Annotated in this window: 20 protein-coding genes; 12 read left to right on the top strand and 8 right to left on the bottom strand. The window is 66.4% G+C overall.

Annotated elements, in window-relative coordinates; genetic code table 11:
* Positions 1-2: 2 nt before the first annotated feature.
* On the bottom strand, positions 3-530 hold the full coding sequence (locus ACT3S6_RS13950) for a DoxX family protein (RefSeq protein WP_444555462.1): 528 nt from the start codon (positions 528-530) through the stop codon (positions 3-5).
* A gap of 279 nt (positions 531-809) precedes the next feature.
* On the opposite strand from ACT3S6_RS13950, the gene ACT3S6_RS13945 reads away from it, so the two are divergent.
* Complete coding sequence (locus tag ACT3S6_RS13945; protein WP_444555461.1) at positions 810-1,466, top strand: sigma-70 family RNA polymerase sigma factor; 657 nt, start codon at positions 810-812, stop codon at positions 1,464-1,466.
* Positions 1,466-1,732: a mycothiol system anti-sigma-R factor gene (rsrA, locus tag ACT3S6_RS13940; RefSeq protein ID WP_444555460.1), complete on the top strand. Its 267-nt coding sequence runs from the start codon at positions 1,466-1,468 to the stop codon at positions 1,730-1,732. The genes ACT3S6_RS13945 and rsrA overlap by 1 nt, the downstream gene beginning before the upstream one ends.
* A gap of 59 nt (positions 1,733-1,791) precedes the next feature.
* On the opposite strand, the gene ACT3S6_RS13935 is transcribed toward rsrA, so the two are convergent.
* From ACT3S6_RS13935 to ACT3S6_RS13925, 3 genes are all read right to left on the bottom strand, one after another.
* Positions 1,792-1,866, bottom strand: coding sequence for a 50S ribosomal protein bL37 (locus tag ACT3S6_RS13935; protein ID WP_444555475.1), 75 nt, complete (start codon positions 1,864-1,866; stop codon positions 1,792-1,794).
* 90 nt (positions 1,867-1,956) lie between these two features.
* A complete protein-coding gene (locus ACT3S6_RS13930; RefSeq protein ID WP_444555459.1) occupies positions 1,957-2,562 on the bottom strand; it encodes a GDSL-type esterase/lipase family protein in 606 nt (201 codons plus the stop codon).
* Between the two features lie 106 nt (positions 2,563-2,668).
* Positions 2,669-6,472, bottom strand: a complete 3,804-nt coding sequence (locus ACT3S6_RS13925; protein ID WP_444555458.1) for a multifunctional oxoglutarate decarboxylase/oxoglutarate dehydrogenase thiamine pyrophosphate-binding subunit/dihydrolipoyllysine-residue succinyltransferase subunit — start codon at positions 6,470-6,472, stop codon at positions 2,669-2,671.
* Between the two features lie 457 nt (positions 6,473-6,929).
* Between ACT3S6_RS13925 and ACT3S6_RS13920 the strand changes: the two genes are divergently transcribed.
* The 4 genes from ACT3S6_RS13920 (at position 6,930) to ACT3S6_RS13905 (ending at position 11,161) form a co-directional block, all read left to right on the top strand.
* Positions 6,930-8,252: a hemolysin family protein gene (locus ACT3S6_RS13920; RefSeq protein ID WP_444555457.1), complete on the top strand. Its 1,323-nt coding sequence runs from the start codon at positions 6,930-6,932 to the stop codon at positions 8,250-8,252.
* Positions 8,249-9,340 (top strand): hemolysin family protein, encoded by a 1,092-nt coding sequence (locus ACT3S6_RS13915; protein WP_444555456.1) that lies wholly within the window; start codon positions 8,249-8,251, stop codon positions 9,338-9,340. Before ACT3S6_RS13920 ends, ACT3S6_RS13915 begins: the two co-directional genes overlap by 4 nt.
* An 82-nt stretch (positions 9,341-9,422) precedes the next feature.
* The gene (locus tag ACT3S6_RS13910; RefSeq protein WP_444555455.1) at positions 9,423-10,283 is read left to right on the top strand and encodes a metal ABC transporter ATP-binding protein; all 861 of its coding nucleotides are present in this window, start codon (positions 9,423-9,425) and stop codon (positions 10,281-10,283) included.
* Positions 10,280-11,161 (top strand): metal ABC transporter permease, encoded by an 882-nt coding sequence (locus ACT3S6_RS13905; protein WP_444555454.1) that lies wholly within the window; start codon positions 10,280-10,282, stop codon positions 11,159-11,161. Before ACT3S6_RS13910 ends, ACT3S6_RS13905 begins: the two co-directional genes overlap by 4 nt.
* Here ACT3S6_RS13905 and ACT3S6_RS13900 read toward each other — a convergent pair.
* Positions 11,158-11,598, bottom strand: a complete 441-nt coding sequence (locus tag ACT3S6_RS13900) for a Fur family transcriptional regulator (protein ID WP_444555453.1) — start codon at positions 11,596-11,598, stop codon at positions 11,158-11,160. The genes ACT3S6_RS13905 and ACT3S6_RS13900 overlap by 4 nt on opposite strands.
* 125 nt (positions 11,599-11,723) lie before the next feature.
* Between ACT3S6_RS13900 and ACT3S6_RS13895 the strand changes: the two genes are divergently transcribed.
* Positions 11,724-12,386: an MBL fold metallo-hydrolase gene (locus ACT3S6_RS13895; RefSeq protein ID WP_444555452.1), complete on the top strand. Its 663-nt coding sequence runs from the start codon at positions 11,724-11,726 to the stop codon at positions 12,384-12,386.
* A 20-nt stretch (positions 12,387-12,406) separates the two neighbouring features.
* Here ACT3S6_RS13895 and map read toward each other — a convergent pair whose 3' ends face one another.
* Together map and ACT3S6_RS13885 are read right to left on the bottom strand one after the other, a co-directional pair.
* The gene (gene map, locus ACT3S6_RS13890; RefSeq protein WP_444555451.1) at positions 12,407-13,174 is read right to left on the bottom strand and encodes a type I methionyl aminopeptidase; all 768 of its coding nucleotides are present in this window, start codon (positions 13,172-13,174) and stop codon (positions 12,407-12,409) included.
* A gap of 65 nt (positions 13,175-13,239) precedes the next feature.
* On the bottom strand, positions 13,240-14,343 hold the full coding sequence (locus ACT3S6_RS13885; RefSeq protein ID WP_444555450.1) for a PLP-dependent cysteine synthase family protein: 1,104 nt from the start codon (positions 14,341-14,343) through the stop codon (positions 13,240-13,242).
* Positions 14,344-14,430: 87 nt separating this feature from the next.
* Between ACT3S6_RS13885 and ACT3S6_RS13880 the strand changes: the two genes are divergently transcribed.
* Together ACT3S6_RS13880 and ACT3S6_RS13875 are read left to right on the top strand one after the other, a co-directional pair.
* Positions 14,431-15,270 carry a sulfurtransferase gene (locus ACT3S6_RS13880; RefSeq protein ID WP_444555449.1) on the top strand — a complete coding sequence of 280 codons (840 nt, stop codon included), beginning with the start codon at positions 14,431-14,433 and terminating at the stop codon, positions 15,268-15,270.
* Between the two features lie 59 nt (positions 15,271-15,329).
* Entirely contained in the window at positions 15,330-15,758 is a 429-nt protein-coding gene (locus ACT3S6_RS13875; protein ID WP_444555474.1) for an HIT family protein, read from the top strand.
* A 72-nt stretch (positions 15,759-15,830) separates the two neighbouring features.
* On the opposite strand, the gene hrpA is transcribed toward ACT3S6_RS13875, so the two are convergent.
* Positions 15,831-19,826, bottom strand: a complete 3,996-nt coding sequence (gene hrpA, locus ACT3S6_RS13870) for an ATP-dependent RNA helicase HrpA (protein ID WP_444555448.1) — start codon at positions 19,824-19,826, stop codon at positions 15,831-15,833.
* 332 nt (positions 19,827-20,158) lie between these two features.
* Between hrpA and ACT3S6_RS13865 the strand changes: the two genes are divergently transcribed.
* From ACT3S6_RS13865 to ACT3S6_RS13855, 3 genes are all read left to right on the top strand, one after another.
* Positions 20,159-21,166, top strand: a complete 1,008-nt coding sequence (locus ACT3S6_RS13865; protein ID WP_444555447.1) for an ABC transporter substrate-binding protein — start codon at positions 20,159-20,161, stop codon at positions 21,164-21,166.
* Between the two features lie 89 nt (positions 21,167-21,255).
* Positions 21,256-22,167, top strand: a complete 912-nt coding sequence (locus ACT3S6_RS13860; protein WP_444555446.1) for an ABC transporter permease — start codon at positions 21,256-21,258, stop codon at positions 22,165-22,167.
* Between the two features lies 1 nt (position 22,168).
* Positions 22,169-22,960, top strand: a complete 792-nt coding sequence (locus ACT3S6_RS13855; RefSeq protein WP_444555445.1) for an ABC transporter ATP-binding protein — start codon at positions 22,169-22,171, stop codon at positions 22,958-22,960.
* Positions 22,961-22,977: the final 17 nt, after the last annotated feature.

The following is a 22,977-nucleotide window of genomic DNA, read 5'->3' as shown; positions in this document are numbered from 1 at the left end:
CTCTAGCGGCCGACCACGTCTTCTGCGGCCTTGCGGGCATCCTGGGCCCCGTCACGCACCGTCTTGGAAAGTTCCTTATTGGCCTTGGCCAGCTGCCTGCGGGCATCCTTGCCGAGGTGGCGGGCACGCCAGGCCATCGACGGGGCACCATCGGTGTCCACGCTGGCCAGCAGGACGCCTCCGGCGAGGGAAAGATTCTTGACCCGGCTGGACGTCAACAGCTTGGACTCGCCGGCGTTGTCGTTGAAACCGGTGACGGCGGAGGAACCGACCAGGACGAAGGCCGAGAAACGCGGGAACTTGCCCAGGGCCAGCATCAGCCCCGACAGGACCTGGGCTGCGCCGATGCAGCGGGCGGCCAGGGCCGGCTTCGCGGCAACCGATTCCAGTTGGGGGAACACCGAGGCGGCACGACGCAGATTCGGGCGCAACCGCTCACCACTCTCCTCGGGCTTGCGGACGCGGTCCAGACCGGTCAACACGAAGCTGGAAGCCAGCAGGGGACGGGCAATCAGGCGAGCCAGGGACATCGATTCCTCCAAGGAGTCGGGAGTGCGTTCACATGCTTGTCCTAGTCTCGCACTTTTTCGGTTCGGACGGTGCCCCGATCACTGTCGGAAGGGAATAGGCAGCCAAATCGTGCTGTTGTGAAGTACAAGAGGCCGGTGGCAGAGAACCACCGCAACCGCGATGGCGGCTTAATGAGACTTCGAAAGGGGGTGCTGCCGAGCATGCCGACATTGACTTGCGCCGAACGAGTGGCCCAGCCAACGCCCAGTCGTCCGGCTCCCGGTCTAGACTGGGCCGTGATGAGCACTTCACAGCAAGGGACCGAAGCCGTCCCCGAGGGTCGCGAGACCGAAGCGCAGCAGCGCGCACGGTTCGAGCGGGATGCCCTGCAATATGTCGACCAGCTCTATTCGGCGGCGATGCGCATGGCGCGTAATCCCGCCGATGCCGAGGACCTGGTCCAGGAGGCCTACACCAAGGCCTATTCGGCGTTCCACCAGTACAAACCAGGCACCAATCTGAAGGCCTGGCTGTACCGGATCCTGACGAACACCTATATCAACCTCTATCGCAAGCGCCAGCGCGAACCGTTGCGTTCCAGCACCGATACGGTCGAGGACTGGCAAATGGCGAAGGCCGCGCAGCACACGTCCACCGGACTGCGCTCGGCCGAGGCGGAAGCGTTGGACCACTTGCCGGATTCCGACGTGAAGCAGGCGCTGCAGTCGATTCCCGAGGAGTTCCGTCTGGCCGTGTACTTCACGGATGTGGAGGGCTACGCCTATAAGGAAGTGGCCGAGATCCTCGGCATTCCGATCGGTACCGTCATGTCGCGGTTGCACCGGGGGCGCAAGCAACTCAGGGAACTACTCGCCGACTACGCCGCCACCAGGGGACTGGGCACGGCGCAGAAGGAGACGGACCGCCCGGCGGCGGCCGGACAAGGGAGGAAATGATGGGCGACTGCCAATCGTTGGGCGACTGCGGAGACGAACGGATCGCCCGTCTGTACGAATACCTCGACGGTGCACTGTCGGTGGATGACCTCAAGGACGTCCGCGAACACCTCGAGGGGTGTGAGGAATGCACCCACGAATACGACCTTGAATGCATCATCCGGTCGGTCGTGAAGCGCAGCTGCCAGGAAGTGGCACCGAATACGCTCAAGACCCGGATCATGAGCCGGATCAGCGAGCTGCGGGTGGAGACCCGGCACGACTGACCCACAACACAAAGGAGCCCACATCCTGAAGGATGTGGGCTCTTCGCTGTTCACCTGGTTTAGGTGTTCGGACGCTTACCGTGGTTCGCGCCCTTCTTGGCGCGGCCGCGGCGCTTACGTGCACGCTTGCTCATAGCTGCCTCCTGCTCTTCTCGGGGATTCTAGCTGCCCTCCATCTTGTCACACCCGGGGACCCGGTCCTATTCACCGGCACCCGGACGGAGCTACGCCCCGGTCGGTTCCGCGAGATCCAACCAGCTGTACCAGCCACGGTGGAGGACCAGCCAGGCAATGAGACCGTGGCCTGCCTGTCCCGGCAGGCCCCCGTTGGCGGCCAGGTCGTTGCGCCACTGTTCGTGGTTCTGCAACGGCGTGAAGGTGTCGACGTACGCGTGGTGGCGGCGGGAGGCGACATCGGCATAGGCAGCCGACAAATCGGCCAACCGGGCGTTGCGCTCCTGATCGAGGGAGGGGATCGGGCCCACGACCATGGCCTTGATGCTCATCTGTGACGCGGCATCAAGGATGTTGGCCAGATTCAGCCTGCTGCGGGCGGTGGAAAGCCCGAGGTCGAGGTCGAAATCGGACAGGGCCACCACCAGACGGTTGTCGCAGCCCTCGCCGAAACGCCGGCCAGCCTCCTGCAACCACCGTTCGGCCAGTGCCTCGGTGCCCTCGTCCGGGGAAGCCAGCGTGTAGCTCTGGAGTCGGAAGTCATCACCCGTGGTGCGGGCCAGGACCCGACCATACCAACCCAGTGACCGCGGGTCACCGTGTCCGGCGAGGATCTCGTTGCCGATGGCGGCGATGCGAATGGTTCGTTGTTCCACGAAAGACCTTTCTGCGCGGTACGCCCACCATGACGGGGGGCCTGCTACACCGAAGGGCGGGACGTACGGTCCCGCCCTTCGGCTGATGCGTTCGTTCGTCCGTCGGCTACTTCCCGAAGGAGTGCTGCAGGAGTTCGGCCAGCTCCACCTCGTGGCGCTTATGCGAACCGGTCGACGTGGCCGCCGACGCCGTACGTGAGACCAACTCCACCGGACGGTCCAGCTCCGGGGCCAGGTTCAAGCCGATGAACGGCCAGGGACCCTGGTTCGCCGGCTCGTCCTGGGTCCAGTAGAGCTTGGCGTTGGGGTACTTGGCCAGTTCGGCATTGATCTGCCCGACCGGCAGCGGGTAGAGCTGCTCGATGCGGATGATCGCCGTCTTCTCGTCGCCGGCCTTCTTGCGGGCCGATTCCAGATCGTAGTACAGCCGACCGGAGACCATCAGCACCCGCTCGACCTCCTGGCCCTTCAGGTCCAGGACATCGGGGATGACCTCCTGGAACCCGCCCTGGGTGAAGTCCTCCACCGAGCAGGCGGCGGCCTTCAGGCGCAGCAGCTGCTTCGGGGTGAAGATGATCAGTGGCTTGCGCGGACGGGTGTACGCCTGGCGCCGCAGCAGGTGGAAGTGGTTGGCGCCGTTGGACGGGTTGGCCACGATCAGGTTCTCTTCGGCGCACATCAGCAGGAAGCGCTCGATGCGTGCCGAGGAGTGGTCGGGGCCCTGCCCCTCGTAGCCGTGCGGCAACATGAGCACGAGCGAGGACCGCTGGCCCCACTTCTGCTCGGCGGAGGAGATGAACTCGTCGATGATGGTCTGGGCGCCGTTGACGAAGTCGCCGAACTGCGCTTCCCACAACACCAGGGCATCCGGGCGTTCGACCGAGTAGCCGTATTCGAAGCCCATCGCGGCGAATTCGCTCAGCAGCGAATCGTAGAACCAGATCTTGGACTGGTCCTCGGAGAGGCTGCGCAGCGGCATCCACTCGTCGCCGGTCTTGCGGTCGTGGAAGACCGAGTGGCGCTGGACGAAGGTGCCACGGCGTGAATCCTGGCCGGACAGACGCACCGGGATGCCTTCCATGGACAGGGCGCCGAAGGCGGCGATCTCGGCGAAGCCCCAATCGATCCCGCCTTCGCGGGACATCGTGTCCCGACGCTCCAGCAGGGCCTTGAGCTTGGGGTGGATGGTGAAGCCCTCGGGGATCTTCAGGTGGGCCGCACCCACTGCCGCGAGCGCCTCGGCGGAGATGGCCGTCTTGACCGGGCTCGTGGACGGGGCGTCCTCGAGCTGCGAGGTCGGCAGCTCCAGGTCGTTGACCGAGGCGTCGCTGGAGTTCACGACCGGGATCGGGGAGGTCTGGGCTTCATGTGTTTCCGTGAAGACCCGTTCCAGCCGGCCCTGGTAGTCGCGCAGCGCCTGATCGGCCTCGTCCTGGGTGATGTCGTTACGTCCGACCAGCGCCTCGGTGTAGAGCTTGCGGGTCGAGCGCTTGTTTTCGATGAGGTTGTACATCATCGGCTGCGTCATCGACGGGTCGTCGCCCTCGTTGTGGCCACGGCGGCGGTAGCAAACGAGGTCGATGACCACGTCCTTGTTGAACTTCTGCCGGTACTTGAACGCCAGCTGGGCGACCCGGACCACTGCCTCGGGATCGTCCCCGTTGACGTGGAAGACCGGCGCCTGGATGATCTTGGCGGCATCGGTGGAGTAGACCGAGGAACGCGAGGCAGTCGGGGAGGTGGTGAAACCGACCTGGTTGTTGACCACCACGTGGATGGTTCCGCCGGTGCGGTACCCGCGCAGCTGGGACAGGTTCAGGGTCTCGGAGACCACGCCCTGCCCGGCGAAGGCGGCATCGCCGTGGATGAGGATCGGCAGGACGCTGAAGCCGGTGGATTCGGTGCCGTGGTCCAGACGGTCCTGCTTGGCCCGCACGATGCCCTCGAGCACCGGGTCGACGGCTTCCAGGTGCGAGGGGTTCGCCGCCAGGTAGACGCGGGTCTCGTTGCCGTTGTCGGAGGTGAACTTGCCTTCGGTGCCCAGGTGGTATTTCACGTCACCGGACCCCTGGACGGAGCGGGGATCCTGCGTTCCCTCGAATTCGCGGAAGACCTGCGCGTAGGTCTTGCCGGCGATGTTGGTCAACACGTTGAGGCGACCACGGTGGGCCATGCCGATGCCCACTTCGTCCATGCCCTGGTCCGCGGCGTCGGACATGATGCCATCGAGCAGCGGAATCAGGGATTCGCCGCCTTCGAGCGAGAAGCGCTTCTGGCCGACGAACTTGGTCTGCAGGAACGTCTCGAAGGCCTCGGCGGCATTGAGGCGGCCCATGATGCGGAACTGCTCGTCGCGGCTGGGCTTGGTGTATTCATGCTCCATCTCGTCCTGGAACCACTTGCGTTCCTCGGGATTCTGGATGTGCATGTATTCGATGCCGGTGGTGCGGCAGTAGGAGTCGCGCAGCACGCCGAGGATCTTGCGTAGGGTCAGGCGGTCGGCGCCGCCGAAACCACCGGTGACCCATTCGCGTTCCAGATCCCATAGCGTCAGGCCGTAGGTGCGGATGTCCAGGTCGGGGTGGCGGCGCTGGACGTACTCCAGCGGGTTGATGTCCGCCATCAGGTGCCCGCGGACGCGGTAGGCGTGGATGAGCTGCTGGATGCGGGCGATCTTATTGACCTGGAGATCGACGTCGACCTGGTTGTCCACGACCCAGCGCACCGGCTCGTAGGGGATGCGCAGGGCTTCGAAGATCTCGTCGTAGAAGCCTTGCTCACCGAGCAGCAGCGATTCGACCAGCCGCAGGAACTCGCCGGAGCCTGCGCCTTGGATGACGCGGTGGTCATAGGTCGAGGTCAGGGTGATGACCTTGCCGATGCCCTGCATCGCCACGGTCTTTTCGCTGGCGCCACGGAATTCCGCGGGGTATTCCAGGGCGCCGACACCGACGATGGTGGCCATGCCCTTGGAGAGGCGGGGCACGGAGTGGACGGTGCCGATGCCGCCGGGGTTGGTCAGCGAGACCGTGGTCCCGGCATAGTCGTCGGCGGTCAGCTTATTGCCGCGCGCCCGCTGGATCAGGTCCTCGTAGGTGTTCCAGAACTCCGAGAAGTTCAGGGTCTCGGCCTTCTTGATGTTCGGGACCGCGAGCATCCGGGAGCCGTCGGGCTTGGGGATGTCGATGGCGATGCCGAAACCCACGTGGGCCGGCTGCACCGAGGAGGGCTTGCCGTCCACCTCGCGGTAGCTCACGTTCTGCGAGGGGAAGAGCTTCAGGGCGCGGATGACGGCGAAGCCGATGATGTGGGTGAAGGAGACCTTGCCACCACGGGCCCGGGCCAGGTGGCTGTTGATGACGATGCGGTTGTCGATGAGGGCCTTGGCCGGCACGGCACGCACGGTGGTGGCCGTCGGGACCTCGAGGGAGGCCTCCATGTTCTTGGCGATGGCCTTGGCCGGTCCACGCAGCGGCTTCACGACGTCTTCTTCGGGCTGCTGCTCCCCGGCGCTGGACTTGGGCAGTTCGGCGGGGATCGGGGAGGCCTTCGGGGCGGGATCCGCGGGTTTGGCCTTCGGGGTCTCGGGGGTGTCCTTGGGCGTGTCACCGGAGGTGGTGGCCGTGGAGGGGGCGTCCGCCCCGGTCTTCTGCTCCGCGGGGGCCTCGGTCACCCGGGCCGAGGAAGCAGCCCGGGGGCTGGGGGAGGAGCCGGTCTTGGCCGGGGCCTTCTGGGCGGGGGCGGAGTCCTGGGCGGCGGGGCGTCCCGAGGAATCAAACGAATCGAAAATGCTCCACCACTTTTTGTCCACGGAGTTCCTGTCCCGCAGATACTGCTGGTAGAGCTCCTCGACGAGCCACTCGTTCCCGCCGAACTCCTCGGTCAGTCGGTGGTGTGGTTGATCTGGCACGATTACGCCTCTTCTCCCTGATTGCCTCGTCGCTGGTCCCGATCGTGTCCGGGCCGGTCCTCCGGCTTTGCCTTGGACCTCTGGCCAGTCTAATGACTTTCCGCGCGGCGTTGCCAATCAGACGCGGCCTGTCCTGAATGGATGTGTTCCCCGTCATGACGGGCGTCGGTGCCCCGACGGACGGGCCACGGGCCAGGACACCGCTCCCGGCGGAGGTGTCCTCGCGGGCGTGGGCGCGATTCTGTAGACTGGAACCCTTATGGACAGCCACTCAGTGTGCCGGCCTGTCGCGTCCACGCGCAGCGCCGGCTCAAACCGTCTCAGCATGCCCAGCTCATCGGCCGGCTCATCGGAGCCTTCCAGACCGGGTTCCCCCGAACCGATGAAACCCACCTACCGCGCATCCCGCCGTCGTGCCGTGATGCCCGTGCGGGGAACGACGGCGGTGAGCACGTAGGTGGAATGGATCTTCCTGGCGCTCGGCCTGCTCCTGATCGCCGGGACCGGGTTCTTCGTCGCCGTTGAATTCTCCCTCGTCGCCTTGGACCAGAGCACGGTGCAGCGCTCGGTGGCCGACGGCGAACGCGGTGCGGAACCGCTCATGCGTTGCCTGAAGTCACTGTCCACGCAACTCTCGTCCTGCCAACTGGGGATCACGCTGACCACGTTGCTGACCGGCTTCGTGATGGAACCCTCGGTCGGGCGGCTGCTGACCCCGGTCCTGGAGGCCGCGGGGCTCGGTGCGGGCGCCGCCCCGGTATCCCTGGTGGTCGCCATGATCTTCGCCACCGTGCTTTCCATGCTGGTCGGGGAACTGATCCCCAAGAACCTGGCCATTGCCCGCGCCCTGGGCATCGGCCGGGCCATTGCCCGGCCCCAGCTGGTGTTCACCACCGTCTTCAAGCCAGCCATCGTGGTGCTCAACGGCTTCTCCAACAAGGTCCTGCACACCGTGGGGCTGGAGGCGAAGGAGGAGATCTCCGGGGCCCGCAGCCCGGCGGAACTGAATTCGCTGGTCCGCCGCTCGGCCGAAATGGGCACCTTGGACGGCGACACCGCCCGATTCCTCTCCCGCACCCTGCGCTTCTCGGAACGCTCGGCCGCCGACGTGATGACCCCGCGCATCCGCATGGAGACCGTCGAACTGGACGAACCGCTGGAGGACGTCATCGAAACGGCCCGCCGCACCGGCTATTCACGGTTCCCGGTGATCGGCGATTCCGCCGACGACGTCGAAGGGGTCTGCCACGTGAAGAAGGCCGTCGCGGTGCCGCGGCATAAGCGGGCGGGCCTGGTGGCGGCGACCGTCATGGAGGAGATCATGTCGGTCCCCAAGACCGTGCACCTGGATTCGCTGATCGCCGATCTGCGCGAGGCCAACCAACAGGTGGCCATGGTGTTGGACGAATACGGCGGAACCGCCGGCATGGTCACCCTGGAGGACCTGGTCGAGGAGATCGTCGGCGAAGTCACCGATGAACACGACAGGACCCAACCGGGGGTGCTGGTTTCGGCCACGGGCCGCTGGCATTTCCCCGCCCTGTTGCGTCCGGACGAACTCGGGGACCAGGTCCCCGGGCTGAAGATCCCCGACGACCCCGCCTATGAAACCGTCGGCGGCTACGTCATGGCCATGCTCGGACGGATCCCCGCCGTCGGCGATTTCGTCGATACCGGCAACGGGGAGCTGTTCGTGGAGGCGATGGACGGCCGCCGGGTGGACCGGCTGAGCTTCGAGGCCTCCGAGGACGAGGACCAGGAAGGGGGGCAGGAGCAGTGAATCCCTGGCTTGGAATCATGTGGCTCATCATCCTGCTGCTGGGCAATGCCTTCTTCGTGGCCTCCGAATTCGCGGTCATGACCGCCCGGCGCAGCCAGATCGAACCCTTGCTCGACAACGGGGTGAAGCGGGCCCGTTCGGCACTGTTCGCCATGGAACACGTCTCCTTGATGCTGGCGGTCTGCCAATTGGGCATCACCGTCTGCTCGTTGCTGATCCTCAACGTCGCCGAACCGGCGATCCACCATCTGTTTGCCGGGCCGCTGGAGGCGCTGGGCGTGCCGGTCCCGGTGGCCGATACCACCGCGTTCGTGATCGCCTTGCTCATCGTGACCTTCCTGCACGTCACGTTCGGGGAGATGGTGCCCAAGAACATCTCGGTCTCCGTGGCGGATCGGGCCGTGCTGCTGCTGGCACCGCCGCTGATCTTCCTGTCCCGGATCCTGCACCCGGTCGTCTACTCGTTGAACTGGCTGGCCAACCATGCGCTGAAATTGATGCGGGTCGAGCCTCAGGACGAAGTGACCAGTTCCTTCACCCTCGAAGAGGTCCACTCCATCGTCCAGGAATCGACCCGGTCCGGCCTGGTCGAGGACGGCAGCGGGATCATCCATGGGGCCCTGGAGTTCTCCGATTACACCGCCGAGACCTCGATGGTTCCGCTGCACGAGGTCGTCACCCTGTCCCAGGAGACGACGCCGGCCCAATTCGAAAAGGCCGTCGGACGGACGGGATTCTCCCGGTTCGTGATCACCGACGCCCAGGAGAACCTCGCCGGGTACCTGCACCTGAAGGACGTCATGTCCATCCCGCAGTCCCGCTACGACCAGCCGATCCCGGTCACCCGCCTGCGCAACCTGGCCAATCTGGGCGCCGAGGTCGAGGTCGAGGATGCGCTGGGGGTCATGCAGCGCACCGGATCCCACCTGGCCCGGGTCAACGATGCCGCCGGCAACACGCTGGGGATCCTGTTCCTCGAGGACGTCCTGGAGCAGCTGGTCGGGGAGATCAACGATTCAAACGAACGCCGCGGGATCCGTCGCTTCAACCAACAAGCCGATAATGAAAATGAGTCTCATTTGGGTTAGGGTTGGATGCGTGCCGTGACACCGCCGACGGGCGGCGCGGCTCCCCTCCGCCAGCCACCCCCACCCTCCAGGAAGGCCGCCCGTGCCACCGAACAGCCAGCCCGATACGACACCGGCGGTGACCTTGCGGGGCGCCGGCCTGGACTTCGGCCCGCGGAGGCTCTTCAGCGGGCTGGACCTGGAGGTCCAGCCGGGGGAGTTCCTGGCCGTGCTCGGGCCCAACGGGGCCGGTAAATCCACCCTGCTCAAGGTGCTGCTGGGGCTGCAGGAACTGAGTACCGGCAGCGTGGAGATCAGCGGACGCCCGGTCACCCGGGGCTCGCGCACCATCGGCAGCATCCCCCAGCAACGCGGGTTTCCCCCCGATACGGCCTTGCGTGCCCGGGATCTGGTGGCCCTGGGCGTGGACGGGCACCGCTGGGGCCCACGGATCTTCCACCGCCGGGAGATCAACGCCCGGGTCGATGAGCTCCTCGAGCGGGTCGGGGCGACCGCCTATGCCGACCGTCCCGTGGGGCTGCTCTCCGGAGGGGAGCAGCAGCGCTTGCGTGCCGCCCAGGCCTTGGCCGGGAACCCCGAACTCCTGCTGTGCGATGAACCGCTGCTGTCGCTGGATCTGAACCACCAGCAGGCGGTGTCCGCCCTGATCCACCGGCAGGCCTGCGACCAGGGCAGCGCCGTCGTCTTCGTCACCCACGAGATCAACCCGATCCTGCAATATGTGGACCGGGTGCTCTATCTGGCCGGCGGGCGGTTCCACGTCGGCACCCCGGAAGAGGTCATGCGCTCCGAGGTCCTCTCCGAGTTGTACTCCAGCCCGATCGAGGTCTTCCGCAGCAACGGACGCATCGTGGTGGTCGGGATGCCCGAAACCCTGAGCCACCACCATCCCTCCGACGCCGAACCGGCGTCGACGACCAGCAGGGACGGGGGCCGGGCATGAACGCGCACGACATCTGGCAGACGATCTTCAGCTTCGAGAACTATGCCGAACTGCTGCCCCTGGTTTCCAACTCGATCATTGCCGGGGCGATCCTGGGCCTGGTCGGCGGACTCGTGGGCGTCTTCGTGATGACCCGGGACATGGCCTTCGCCGTCCACGGGATCGCCGAACTGTCCTTCGCCGGGGCCGCCTTCGCCCTGCTCATCGGGGCCAATGTGGTGGCCGGCTCCCTGGTGGGCAGCATCGCGGCGTCCCTGGTGCTCGGGCTCATGGGCGCCAACGCGCGGGACCGCAACTCCATCATCGGGATCCTCATGCCCTTCGGGCTGGGGTTGGGCATCCTGTTCCTGTCCCTCTACGAGGGGCGCAGCGCCAATAAGTTCGGCTTGCTCACCGGCCAGATCGTCGCCGTGGACTCCGTCCAGCTGGGGGTCCTGGCGGTGTGCTCGGTCGTGGTGATCGTGGGCCTGCTGATCATCTGGCGTCCATTGATGTTCGTCAGTGTCGATCCCTCGGTCGCCGCTGCCCGGGGGATCCCCGCCGGCCGGCTCTCGGTGGTGTTCATGCTGTTACTCGGACTCGCGGTGGCCCTGTCCATCCAGGTCGTCGGGGCCCTGCTGGTGCTCAGCCTGCTGATCACCCCGGCCGCCGCCGCGATCCGCGTGACCGCGCGCCCGGGCCTGACGGTGGCGCTGAGCATCGTGTTCGCGATGACCAGCGTGGTCGGGGGCATCATGCTCGCCCTGGCCGGACGCTTGCCGATCAGCCCCTACGTGACCACCATTTCCTTCGCGATCTACGTGGTGTGCCGGGTCATCGACTGGCGCCGTTCACGGGTGCGGCGGATCCAGGAAGCGGCACCGCAACTCGCAGCCTAGGCGCCGTCGGCTCCCTGCCGGTTGAGCGTGCACTCGGGGCAGTAGCCGTAGATCTCCACGGTGTGGGAGGCCTCCGTGAAACCGTGCTCGGCGGCGACCCGGGCCGCCCAGGTCTCCACGGCGGGAGCCTGGACCTCGACCCCCTTGCCGCAGGTCCGGCAGACCAGGTGATGGTGGTGGGTCTCGGCCTCGCAGCGGCGGTAGGCGGCCTCGCCCTCGCCGGATCGTACGACGTCGAGCAGCCCGTCCTCGGCCATGGACTGCAGGATCCGGTAGACGGTGGCCAACGAGACCTTATCGCCCTGGTCCTGAAGCAGACGGTGGAGTTCCTGGGCGGAGACGAAGTCCTCCAACCGGCCCATGGCGGCCTCGACGGCGAGCCGCTGCTTGGTGACACGCTGTTCCCGCCCGCGCTTGGGGACGATCTTCTCCGACATGCGTTGCTGTGCTCCTGGAGTCTTGCTTCGGGCCCGACGTGAGGGGTCCTGGGTCGACCGGACGGGCCGCGGACGACTGGAAGAAACAGCTTATCAGCGCGGCGGCGGCGAACTAGGGTGGGGGCATGAAGCTCATCAAACACGGACATGCCTGCATCCGCCTGGAAAAGGGATCACGCGTCATGGTCATCGACCCCGGAACATTCACCGACGTGCCGGCGGCCCTGGCCGGTGCCGAAGCCATCCTGGTGACCCACGAGCACGCCGACCATCTCGACGCGGCGGCCGTCCTGCCGATCGTGGACCGCACCGCAGGGGTGCATGTCTACGCCCCGCGGGAGGTGGTCGATCAACTGCTGGCCCACCCGGCACTCGGGGCGGCGGGGGACAGGATCCACGTGCTGGCCCCCGACGACGTCCGGCAGATCGCCGGGTTCGACGTCCGGGTCTTCGGCGGCCAGCATGCGCTGATCCACCCGCAGATCCCCGTGGTCGCCAATCTGGGGTACCTCGTCGACGGGAACCTGTACCACCCGGGAGACTCGTTCATCGTCCCGAACGGGGTCACGGTGCAGACCCTGCTGGTGCCGCTGCATGCCCCGTGGTCGAAGCTGGCCGAGGTCGTGGACTTCGTGGTGTCGGTCCGGCCGGCCCATGCCTACCCGATCCACGACGGGCTGCTCAACGAGAGGGGGCTGGGGATGATGACCGGGCATGTCACCCGGTTCGGGGCCCGGTACGGCACCGAATTCGAGTACCTGCAGGTCGGGGAGTCCCGCGAGGCCTGAGCGGCCGGGCCCCGGAGCGGCTAGGGCAGGGTCAGGATCCGGGCTCCGTCCTCGGTGATCGCAATCGTGTGTTCGGTATGGGCGGTCCGGCACCCCGTTGCGCTGCGCAACGTCCAGCCATCGGCGTCGGTCACGAGCTGTGAGGTATCTGCCATGACCCACGGCTCCAGAGCGAGCAGCAAGCCGGGCCGGAGCCTGTAGCCCCGGCCGGGGCGCCCGGTATTGGGGACATGCGGGTCCTGGTGCATGGTCGAGCCGATGCCGTGGCCCCCGAATTCGACGTTGATCTGGTATCCGGCCCGGTCCAGAACGGTGCCGATGGCATGGGAGACATCGCCGAGGCGGACCCCGGGGCCTGCCGCGGCAATGCCGGCGGCCAGGGCCGCCTCGGTGGCATCGATCATCGCGACGCTTTCGGCGGGGCGTGAAGAACCCACCACGAAGCTGATGGCCGCATCCGCTGCCACCCCGTCCAGGATGAGGGCCAGATCCAGTGTCAGCAGGTCCCCGTCGGCCAGGGCGTAGTCGTGGGGCAGGCCGTGGAGGACCGCATCGTTGACCGCGGTGCAGATGTAGTGGCCGAAGGGTCCGCGTCCGAAGGACGGCGCATAGTCGACATAGCAGGACCGGGCCCCGGCCTCGGTGATCATCTGCCGGGTCCACCGGTCGATGTCCAGCAGGTTCGTCCCCACGGTGGTCCGGCGTTTCATGGTCTGCAGGATCCTGGCGACCAGGGCGCCGCTGGTCCGGGCCCGGGTTAGCTGGCTGTGGTTCAGGATTTCGATCATGCGGCACTTCTTCCGACTCAGGAGGGTGGGCCAAGAACCAGCCCGGGTCATTCTACGCCGGGATCCTACGGTTCCACCCAGTCGCCGCCGGCGAGGAAGGCCTCGATGACCCCTTCATAGGGGGTGGTGTCGATGCCCGCGCGGTGAAGCCATCCGGGGTCGTAATGTGATCCGGCATAGCGTTCGGCGCCGTCGCAGATCAGTGAGACGACCGATCCTTGCTGTCCGGCGGCCCGCATCCGCGCCACCAGACGCCAGATCTGCCACATGTTCGTTCCCGTGGACGGTCCGGCGTGCAGCCCCGCCCATCCGGAGAGATGGCGCATTGCGGCCACCGAGGCGCCGTCGGGCACGGTCTGGACCAGATCGATCACCGAGGGCACGAAGCTGGGTTCGGGCGACGGCCGGCCGATGCCCTCGATCCGGCTCGGGGTCCCGGTCACAGCCGCCGGGTCACCGCCGTCGTTCCAGGCTTGCCAGGCCGGCAGGAAGGCCGAGCCCTCGGGGTCGCCGACGGCCAACCGGCTCTGATGCTGGTGGTAGCGGATGTAGCGGCCCAAAGTGGCGCTGGTGCCCCCCGTCCCGGCCCCGGCCACGACCCAGGCGGGCACCGGATGCGGTTCGAGTTCGAGCTGGGAGAAGATCGATTCGGCGATGTTGTTGTTCCCGCGCCAGTCGGTGGCCCGTTCGGCGTAGGTGAACTGGTCCATGTAGTGTCCACCGGTTTCGGCAGCCAATCGGCGTGCCTCGGCGTCGACCGCCGAGGCCTCTTCGATCAGGTGGCAGGTCCCGCCCAGCTCACGGATCAGGTCGATCTTCTGCTCCGACGTCGTTGCGGCGACCACGGCCACGAAGGGCAAGCCCAACAGCCGGGCGAAATACGCCTCGGAGACCGCGGTGCTCCCGCTGGAGGATTCCACGATGGTGGTCCGCTCGGTGATCCATCCGTTGACCAGCCCGTAGAGGAACAAGGACTTCGCCAGGCGGTGCTTCAACGAGCCCGAGCGGTGGGTGGACTCGTCCTTCAGGTAGAGCTCGATGCCCCAAACCACCGGCAGGCCGATCCGGTGCAGGTGCGTATCCGCCGAGCGGGCGGTATCGGCTTCCAGGGCCAGGACGGCCTGGTTGACCCAAGCCCGTCCGGCAGGCGGCGGTAGTGTTGGCAGCATCGTTGAATCCACCCGTCCAGCCTACCCGGGCCCGCTTCGGCGGCCGCCCCGGAGCCGGCGGCGGGGCATGAGGGAGGAAGTTCCGACATGGACGTCTTGATCACCACCGAGGCCCTGGCCGCCCGGATCGCCGCCGGGCAGCGCACCGTCATCCTGGATGTCCGGTGGGCGTTGGGTTCGACCACGGGGGAGGAGGACCACCTGGCCGGGCATATCCCGGGGGCCGTGTATGTGGACCTGGAGACCGAGCTGGCGGCCCCTGCCCGCCCGCAAGCCGGTCGCCACCCCCTGCCTGAACCCGCAGCCTTCGCCGCCGCCACCTCCCGCTGGGGGATCGACCCCGGCGATACCGTGGTGGTCTACGACGCCGTGGGCGGGCTGTCGGCGGCGCGGGCCTGGTGGCTGCTGCGGGACGCCGGACTGGCCGAGGTGTTCCTGCTCGACGGCGGATGGGCCGCCTGGCCGGCGGCCGGCGGGGAGGTCGCCACCGGGCCGGTCACCCCGCTACCGGGACGCTGGGTCCCGCACCCCGGGTCGCTGCCGGTCCTGGATGCCGACGGCGCGGCGGCCTTCCCCTCCACCGGGGTCCTGCTCGACGCCCGGGCCGGTGAACGCTTCCGCGGGGAAACCGAACCGGTGGACCCACGCCCCGGGCACATCCCCGGGGCCCTGAACGCCCCCACCGCAGCGAACCTGGACGCGGACAGCAGATTCTTGTCGGCGGAAGCCCTGCGGGAGAAGTTCGCCGCCCTGGGCCCGGCAGCAGGAGGCCCACCGGTAGCCGTCTACTGCGGCTCCGGGGTCACCGCCGCCCACGAGATCGCCGCCCTGGCGATCGCCGGGATCGACGCGGCCCTGTATCCGGGCTCGTATTCGCAGTTTTCCTCCGACCCCGCCCGGGAGGTGGCCACCGGCCCCACCGGCTGACTGGCCCGGGGCCGAGCAGGCCAAGTAGATTCGTGACCACTACCGAAGAGAGGGACACCATGAGCACGCTGTTCAGCAAGATCATCAACGGGGAGTTGCCGGGACGATTCGTCTGGAAGGATCCCGACGTCGTCGCGTTCCTGTCGATCGGACCGATCACCGACGGTCACACCCTGGTGGTGCCGCGCCAGGAGGTCGACGACTGGACCGATATCGAACCCGAGCTGCTCAATAAGCTCAACGCGGTCGCCCGGGTCGTGGGGCGGGCCCAGAAGCGGGCCTTCGGCTCCGAACGAGCCGGCCTGATGGTCGCCGGCTTCGAGGTCCCCCATCTGCACGTGCACGTCTGGCCGACGAACTCGCTGGCCGACTTCGACCTCTCCCGGGCCGATACCGACCCGAAGGAAGCCCACCTGGACGACAATGCCGAACGACTGCGCACCGCACTGCGCGAGGACGGGCATACCGATATGGTGCCGAACCAGTAATCCCGGCCCGCAGTCCCGCCGTCGTCCCTGCCGCGGGGACGACGGCGGGGACGGGCCTTTCGGACCGGCCGGTTAGCTGGTGGTGGCCTGGCGCAAGGCGGTCCGCACCCGCTTCTCCGAGACCGAATAGGCGGTGCCCAGTTCCTGGGCGAACATGCTCACCCGCAACTCCTCGAGCATCCACTTGATCCGGGCCAGGGGCGCGGGGATCCGTGCCCCGGCAGGCACCGCGGCCCGGGCGGCATCGTATTCATCCTCCAACGCCTGGATCGCCAGCATCGCCTGGTGGTCCCGCGCCACGTTCCCGGCCTCCAACTTATCCAGACGCTTGCCGATCGCCTCCAGATAGCGGGGCAGCTGGGAGAGGTGGGCGTAGCCGGTCCCGGCGACGAAGCCCGGGTAGACCAGGTTCTCCACCTGGCTGCGGATATCGGCCAGCGCGTTCACCAGTGCCAGCGAGGAGGCCTTGGAGACCCGTTTGTCCACGCGACGGGCCCCGGAGAGGACGCGTTCGACGATGGCGGTGACCTTGAAGACCGTGTCGATCAGCTCGGCCCGCACCGACTCGAACAGGGCATCGAACTCCGCCTTGCTGAAGGGCAGTTCCTCAGGGACCAGCCGGTCCAGGGCCGCCAGCGTGCAGTCGGCGATCAGCTTCTCCACCGAACCGTGGGGGTTCTGCGTGAAGACCAGCTTCTCCTGGTTGTTCAGGTGCTCCAATACGTACTTGGCCGGGGAGGGGACCTGAAGCAGCAGCAGCCGGATCACCCCGCCCCGATGGGCCGTGAGCTGTTCATCCTCGTTGCGGAACACCGTCAGCGACACCGTGTCCCCGGTATCGAGCAGACCGGGGAATGCGGTGACTTCCGCCCCCGCCACCGTGGTGCTGACCCGGCGCTCGATCCGGGCCCCGTCGCCGAGCCCTTCGGGCCAGGCGGTCAGCCCGGTCTGCTCCAGCGTCGGCGTCGGACGCTCCCGCGTGGTGGTGCCCGCCCGGCCCCGTCCGGGCCGGGGCGAGGTCCGGGCCCCACCGGTTCCGGCTCCGGAACCGCCCGAGGATTCCTTGCCGTGGCGTTGTTCGGCCTCGCGGGCCGCCGCCAGCAGGGCAGGCCCCGCGCTTCCCAACGAATCGGCCAGGGCCTGGCGGTTCTGCGTCGCCAGGGTTCGTTGCAGGGTGGGCAGGTCGGTGGATTCATCCAGGATCCGGGCCCTGGCATCCACGACCTGGAAAGTGGCCAACAGGTGCCCGGGGATCTTGGACCAATCCCAGGATCCCGGCGGGATCACCACCCCGCGCATCCGACGCAACACCAGTTCCAGGGAGGGTTCGAGGTCATCGGTCGTGGGGTCGAAATCGGCATTCAGTGCGGTCACCGCCTGCCGGGCCACGTCGGGGGCCGGGACGAAGTTCTTGCGGATGGCCTTGGGCAGGGACTTGATCAAGGCGGTGACCAGTTCTTCGCGGAGACCGGGGATGAGCCAGCGGAAACGTTCGGGGTCCAGCTGGTTCAGGAACAACACGGGCACCCGCACGGTCAACCCGTCGGATTCACCGGCCGACGCGGCCGGGTTGAACTCGTAGGACAGCTCCAGTTCAAGGTCCCCGTGCTGCAGGGTCCGGGGGAAGTCCTCCTGGTTCAGTTCGTCCGCGTCGGCGTTGAAGAGTTCCTCCGGGTCGAAGTCCAGCAGGGTGGGCTCCTCCGCCCGCGCCTTCTTCCACCACCGGTCGAAGTGGCGTTCGGAGACGACGCCGGAACCGACCCGCTGATCGTAGAAATCGAAGAGGTCCTCGTCCGTGGCACCCAGATCACGCCGACGCATCCTGGTTTCGAGTTCGTCGATATCGGCCAGCAGGCGCCGGTTGCGTTGGAAGAACTTATGGTGGGTCTTCCAATCGCCTTCCACCAGGGCGTGCTGGATGAACAGCTCCCGGGCCACGACCGGATCGACGCGCCCATATTGGATGCGGCGCTGGTGGATGACGGTCAGACCGTAGAGGGTGGCCTTCTCGTAGCCCATGACCGAACCCATCTTCCGGGACCAGTGGGGTTCTGAATGCGAATACTTCAACAGGTGCTTGCCGACCTCCTCCACCCAGAGGGGATCGAAGCGGGCGTTGACCCGGGCCCAGAGCCTGCTGGTCTCCACCAGTTCGGCGGACATCACCCATTCGGGGTTCTTCTTGAACAAGGCCGAGCCGGGGAAGATGGAGAACCGGGTGCCGCGGGCGCCGGAATATTCGCGTTTGCGCTCATCCCAGGCACCGATGTGTCCGAGTAGGCCGGCCAGCAGGCTGGTGTGGATCTCCCGTTCCAGCCCTGCCGGGTCCACCGGCCCCGTCGACAGGGTGATGCCCAATGGTTTGGAGAGCTGGCGGAGCTGGGCGAAGAGGTCCTGCCATTCGCGCACCCGCATGTAGTTGATGAATTCCTTTTTGCAGAGCCTGCGGAACGCCGAGGAGGAGAGCTCCTTCTGCTTCTCCTGCAGGTAGGCGTAGAGGTTCAGGAACCCCGAGAAGTCCGAGGTCGAGTCGTCGAAGCGGCGGTGCAGGCCGATGGCATTGGCTCGTTGACCGGTGTCTTCGGAGGGGCGTTCGCGGGGGTCGCGGATGGTCAGGGCGGCGGCCAGGATCATGACCTCCTTGGCGCAGCCGCGCCGGCCTGCCTCCACGATCATCCGGCCCAACCGGACGTCGACGGGGAGCTGGCTGAGCTGCCGCCCGATCCTGGTGACCTTTGCCGAGGCCCCCTCCCCGACAGCGCCCAGTTCGCGCAAGAGTGAGACGCCGTCGTTCACGGCCTTGGAATCCGGGGGCTGGACGAAGTCGAAACCCGCGACGTCGCGGGGGGACTCCACGACCCCCATGGCGGACATCTGCAGGATCACCGCCGCCAGGTTGGTGCGCAGGATCTCAGGGTCGGTGAATTCGGGACGGGCCTCGAAGTCCTCCTGGGAGTAGAGCCGGATGGCGATGCCGTCGGAGACGCGGCCACAACGACCCGACCGCTGGTTCGCGCTGGCCTGGGAGACCCGTTCGATGGGCAGGCGCTGGACCTTCGTGCGGTGCGAATACCTTGAGATCCGGGCGGTCCCGGTATCGATGACGTATTTGATGCCCGGGACCGTCAGTGAAGTTTCGGCGACATTGGTCGCCAGTACCAGACGAGGGTTGGACCCCGGGTGGAAGACCTTGTGCTGTTCCTCCAGGGACAACCGGGCGAAGAGCGGCAGCACCTCGGTGCCTCTCAGCCGGGGGTTGGTCCGCACCCGGGCGCGCAGGGCCTCGGCGGCATCGCGGATCTCGCGCTCGCCGGAAAAGAAGATCAGGACGTCGCCCGGGGCTTCGGCCGCCAATTCGTCCACGGCATCGCAGACCGCGTCCAGCGGGTCCCGATCCTCGTCCGTGTCGTAGTCGTCGTCGTCCTCGCGCCCTTCGGCGGGATTCAGCGGACGGTAGCGCAGCTCCACCGGGAACGTGCGCCCGGAGACCTCGATGATGGGGGCCGGAACGATCTCCTCTCCGCCCTCGGAGGCGGGGGAGCCGAAGTGCGTGGCGAATTTCTCCGGGTCGATCGTCGCCGAGGTGATGATGACCTTCAGATCGGGACGCTTGGGCAGCAGCCGTTTGAGGTAGCCGAGCAGGAAGTCGATGTTCAGGCTGCGTTCGTGGGCCTCATCGATGATGATGGCGTTGTATTTACGCAGCAGCCGGTCATGCTGGATCTCCGCCAGCAGGATGCCATCGGTCATGACCTTGACCTGGGTGGACGCCGACACGTGTCCGGTGAACCTGACCTGGAAGCCGATCTCCGCCCCGAGCTCGACCCCGGTCTCCTCGGCGATGCGTTCGGCCACCGTACGGGCGGCCAGCCGGCGGGGTTGGGTGTGGCCGATCATCCCGCCCTCGCCCAAGCCCAGTTCCAACAGCATCTTGGGAAGCTGGGTGGTTTTGCCGGAGCCGGTTTCGCCGGCGATGACGACGATCTGGTGGTCGCGGATGGCTTCCATGATGTCGTCGCGGCGGGCGCTGACCGGAAGGGACTCGGGATAGGTGATCTTTACAGCCATGGTTGAACCAGTCTAAGGGGGTCCGCTCGACGACGGCGCCCAGCGGCCGTCCGATGCGCTTCCGGAAGTGGTCGGGAGGCCAAGTACGGAATGATACCGAAATGTGGCATGGGACACGTTTTGTCTTCAATGGGCCTCGAGGCGCACAAGGGCGTCCATGGGCCCCTGAGTCATATGGACAATGTGAGTTGATTCACAGGTAGTATCGAGGTGTCTTTAGGCACGAGGTGGTCAAAAGATTGTCGAATCACTCGCAGTGGGGGACGGGATCCGGTGGCAGCAAAGGTGATGTTGACCGGAAATCAACTCGTGACCCGTGAAAGGAAAACACCATGAACGTTTCTCGCGTCGGCAAGCTTGCCGCAGGCCTGATGGCCACCGCATTGCTCGCCACCGCTTGCGGATCCTCGGGAGGGTCCGGGGAGTCCAGCGGATCCGCGGATGCGACCGAGCCCGTGAAGATCGGCATCTCGCAGTACGTGTCCCATCCGTCCTTGGATGCGGTGACCGAGGGCTTCAAGAAGGGGATGAAGGACGCCGGCTATACCGGGGACAAGATCAGCTACGATCTGCAGAACGCTCAGGCGGATGCCTCGACGAACACGGCGATCATGAACCAGTTCTCGCAGGACAACCTGGATCTGGTCCTCGCCGTCGCCACGCCGGCGGCCCAGGCGGCCGCCCAGGCGATCACTGATGCCCCGGTCCTCTTCTCGGCGGTGACCGACCCGGTGGAAGCCAAACTGGTCAAGAGCGTTGAGGAACCCGGCGGAAACGTCACCGGCACCTCGGATAAGAACCCGGTGAAGGAGCAGATGGAACTGCTCAAGGAACTGGCCCCTGACGCCAAGTCCGTCGGGATCGTCTACTCCTCCGGCGAGGTCAACTCCACCGTCCAGGTGAAGTGGGCCAAGGAAGCCGCGGCCGATCTCGACCTGGAGATCAAGGAAGCGGCCATCTCCGCCTCCTCCGAGGTCCAGCAGGCAGCCGAGTCGCTGAAGGTCGATGCCTACTACGTGCCCACCGACAACGCCGTCGTCTCCGCGTTGGAAGGTTTGTTGCAGACCGCGCAGTCCAAGAAGGTCCCCGTCATCGCCGCCGACGGCGAGTCGGTCAAGCGTGGCGCCACGGCCACCTACGGCATCAACTACGAGAAGCTCGGCGTCCAGACCGCCGACATGGCGGTGAAGATCCTCAAGGACGGGGAGAAGCCGGCCGATATGCCCGTGGAGACCTTGACCGATGTCGAACTGTATGTGAACACCGCCGCCGCGAAGAAGGCCGGAGTGGAGATCCCGCAGGACATGATCGACAAGGCCGCCGAGGTCTACAAGAAGTAGCCCGCGCCGATCTTCCGGATCACGGTGCCCGGCCGCCCTCCAGCGGCCGGGCACCCCGCATTCTTCCCTCTCTACCCAAGGATCTCTTCATGCTTACTGCGGTTGAACTGGGCCTGATCTACGCGATCATGGCGCTGGGGGTCTATCTGACCTTCCGCATCCTCGACTTCCCCGACCTGACGGTTGATGGAAGCTTCACCACCGGCGCCGCCGTCGCCTCCATCACCATCGTCAACGGCATGCCGGCACTTTTGGCCACCGGGCTGGCCCTGCTGGCCGGCGCGGCAGCCGGTGTCGTGACCGGTCTGCTGCATACCAAGGGCAAGATCAACGGCCTGCTGGCCGGCATCCTGACCATGATCGCCCTGTATTCGGTGAATTTGCGCATCATGGGCAAAGCCAACGTCCCGCTGCTGGGGGAGGACACCCTGATCTCCCCGCTGCGGGAGGCCCAGCTCACCGGTGGCGTCGTATCCATCCTGATCTTCTTCGTGGTGGCCCTGGTGCTGAAGTTCGTCCTGGACTGGTTCCTGCACACCGACACCGGTCTGGCCATGCAGGCGACCGGTGACAACGAACAGATGATCCGCAGCCTGGGCGTCAGCACCGACAACCAGAAGATCCTCGGGCTGGCCATTTCCAACGCCCTGGTGGGCCTGTGCGGCGCGATGGTCGCCCAGTACCAGGGCTTCGCCGATGTGGGTATGGGTATCGGCCTGATCCTGATCGGTCTGGCCTCGGTCATCATCGGCCAGGCGATCTTCGGGACCCGGAACATCTTCATCGCCACGCTGGCCGTCATCTTCGGTGCCGTCCTCTACCGCGTCTTCATCCAACTGGCCCTGGACGCCGGTCTCGAGCCGAATGACATGAAGCTGATCTCCGCGATCCTCGTGGTCCTCGCGCTCGTTCTGCCGCAGTGGAAGGGCTTCAATAAGTTCGGTCGCCGGATGCGCACCATCAACAACGCCGCGGAGAAGCAGAAGGAGACGGTGTCCTAGCATGCTGGAAGTCAACAACCTGTCCAAGACGTTCTTCGCCGGGACGGTCAACGAGCGCAAGGCGCTACGCAACATCAACCTCCAATTGACCGAAGGCGAATTCGTCACCGTGATCGGCTCCAATGGTGCCGGGAAATCCACTGTCCTGAACATGGTCGGGGGCAAGCTCCAGCCCGACGTCGGCAACGTGAAGATCGCCGGCAAGGACGTCACCAAACTGGCGGACCATGCGCGGGCGAAATACATCGGCCGGGTCTTCCAGGACCCGATGGCCGGCACCGCGCCGAGCATGTCGATCGAAGAGAACATGTCCCTGGCCCTGAACCGCGGAAAATTCCGTGGGCTGGGCCTGGGGGTGACCAAACGACGGCGGGAGCAATTCGCCACTGAGCTCGAATCTCTGGAATTGGGCCTCGAACATCGGCTCAAGGCCAAGGTCGGGTTGCTCTCCGGTGGACAGCGGCAAGCACTTTCGCTGCTCATGGCCACGTTCAGTGGACCTCAGATCCTGTTGCTCGACGAGCACACCGCGGCACTGGACCCGCAACGGGCGGCCCTGGTGGCCCGGCTGACCGAGGAGATCGTCGAACGCCACGGACTCACCACGCTGATGGTCACCCACAACATGGAGCAGGCGCTGCGGTTGGGCACCCGGCTGGTGATGATGCACGACGGGGAGATCATCCTGGATCTCGATGCCGAGGCCAAATCGAAGATGACCGTTCCCGGGCTGCTCAAGGAATTCGAGAAGATCAAGGGCGCCCAGCTCGACGACCGCACCATGCTGCAGTAGGGCGGGGCACCACCAAA

This window comes from Arthrobacter sp. AOP36-C1-22, from assembly GCF_052377515.1.
Classification (GTDB): domain Bacteria; phylum Actinomycetota; class Actinomycetes; order Actinomycetales; family Micrococcaceae; genus Arthrobacter_H.
The sequence above is the reverse complement of the archived record's forward strand: the minus strand, read 5'-3'. Positions and strand labels throughout refer to the sequence as shown.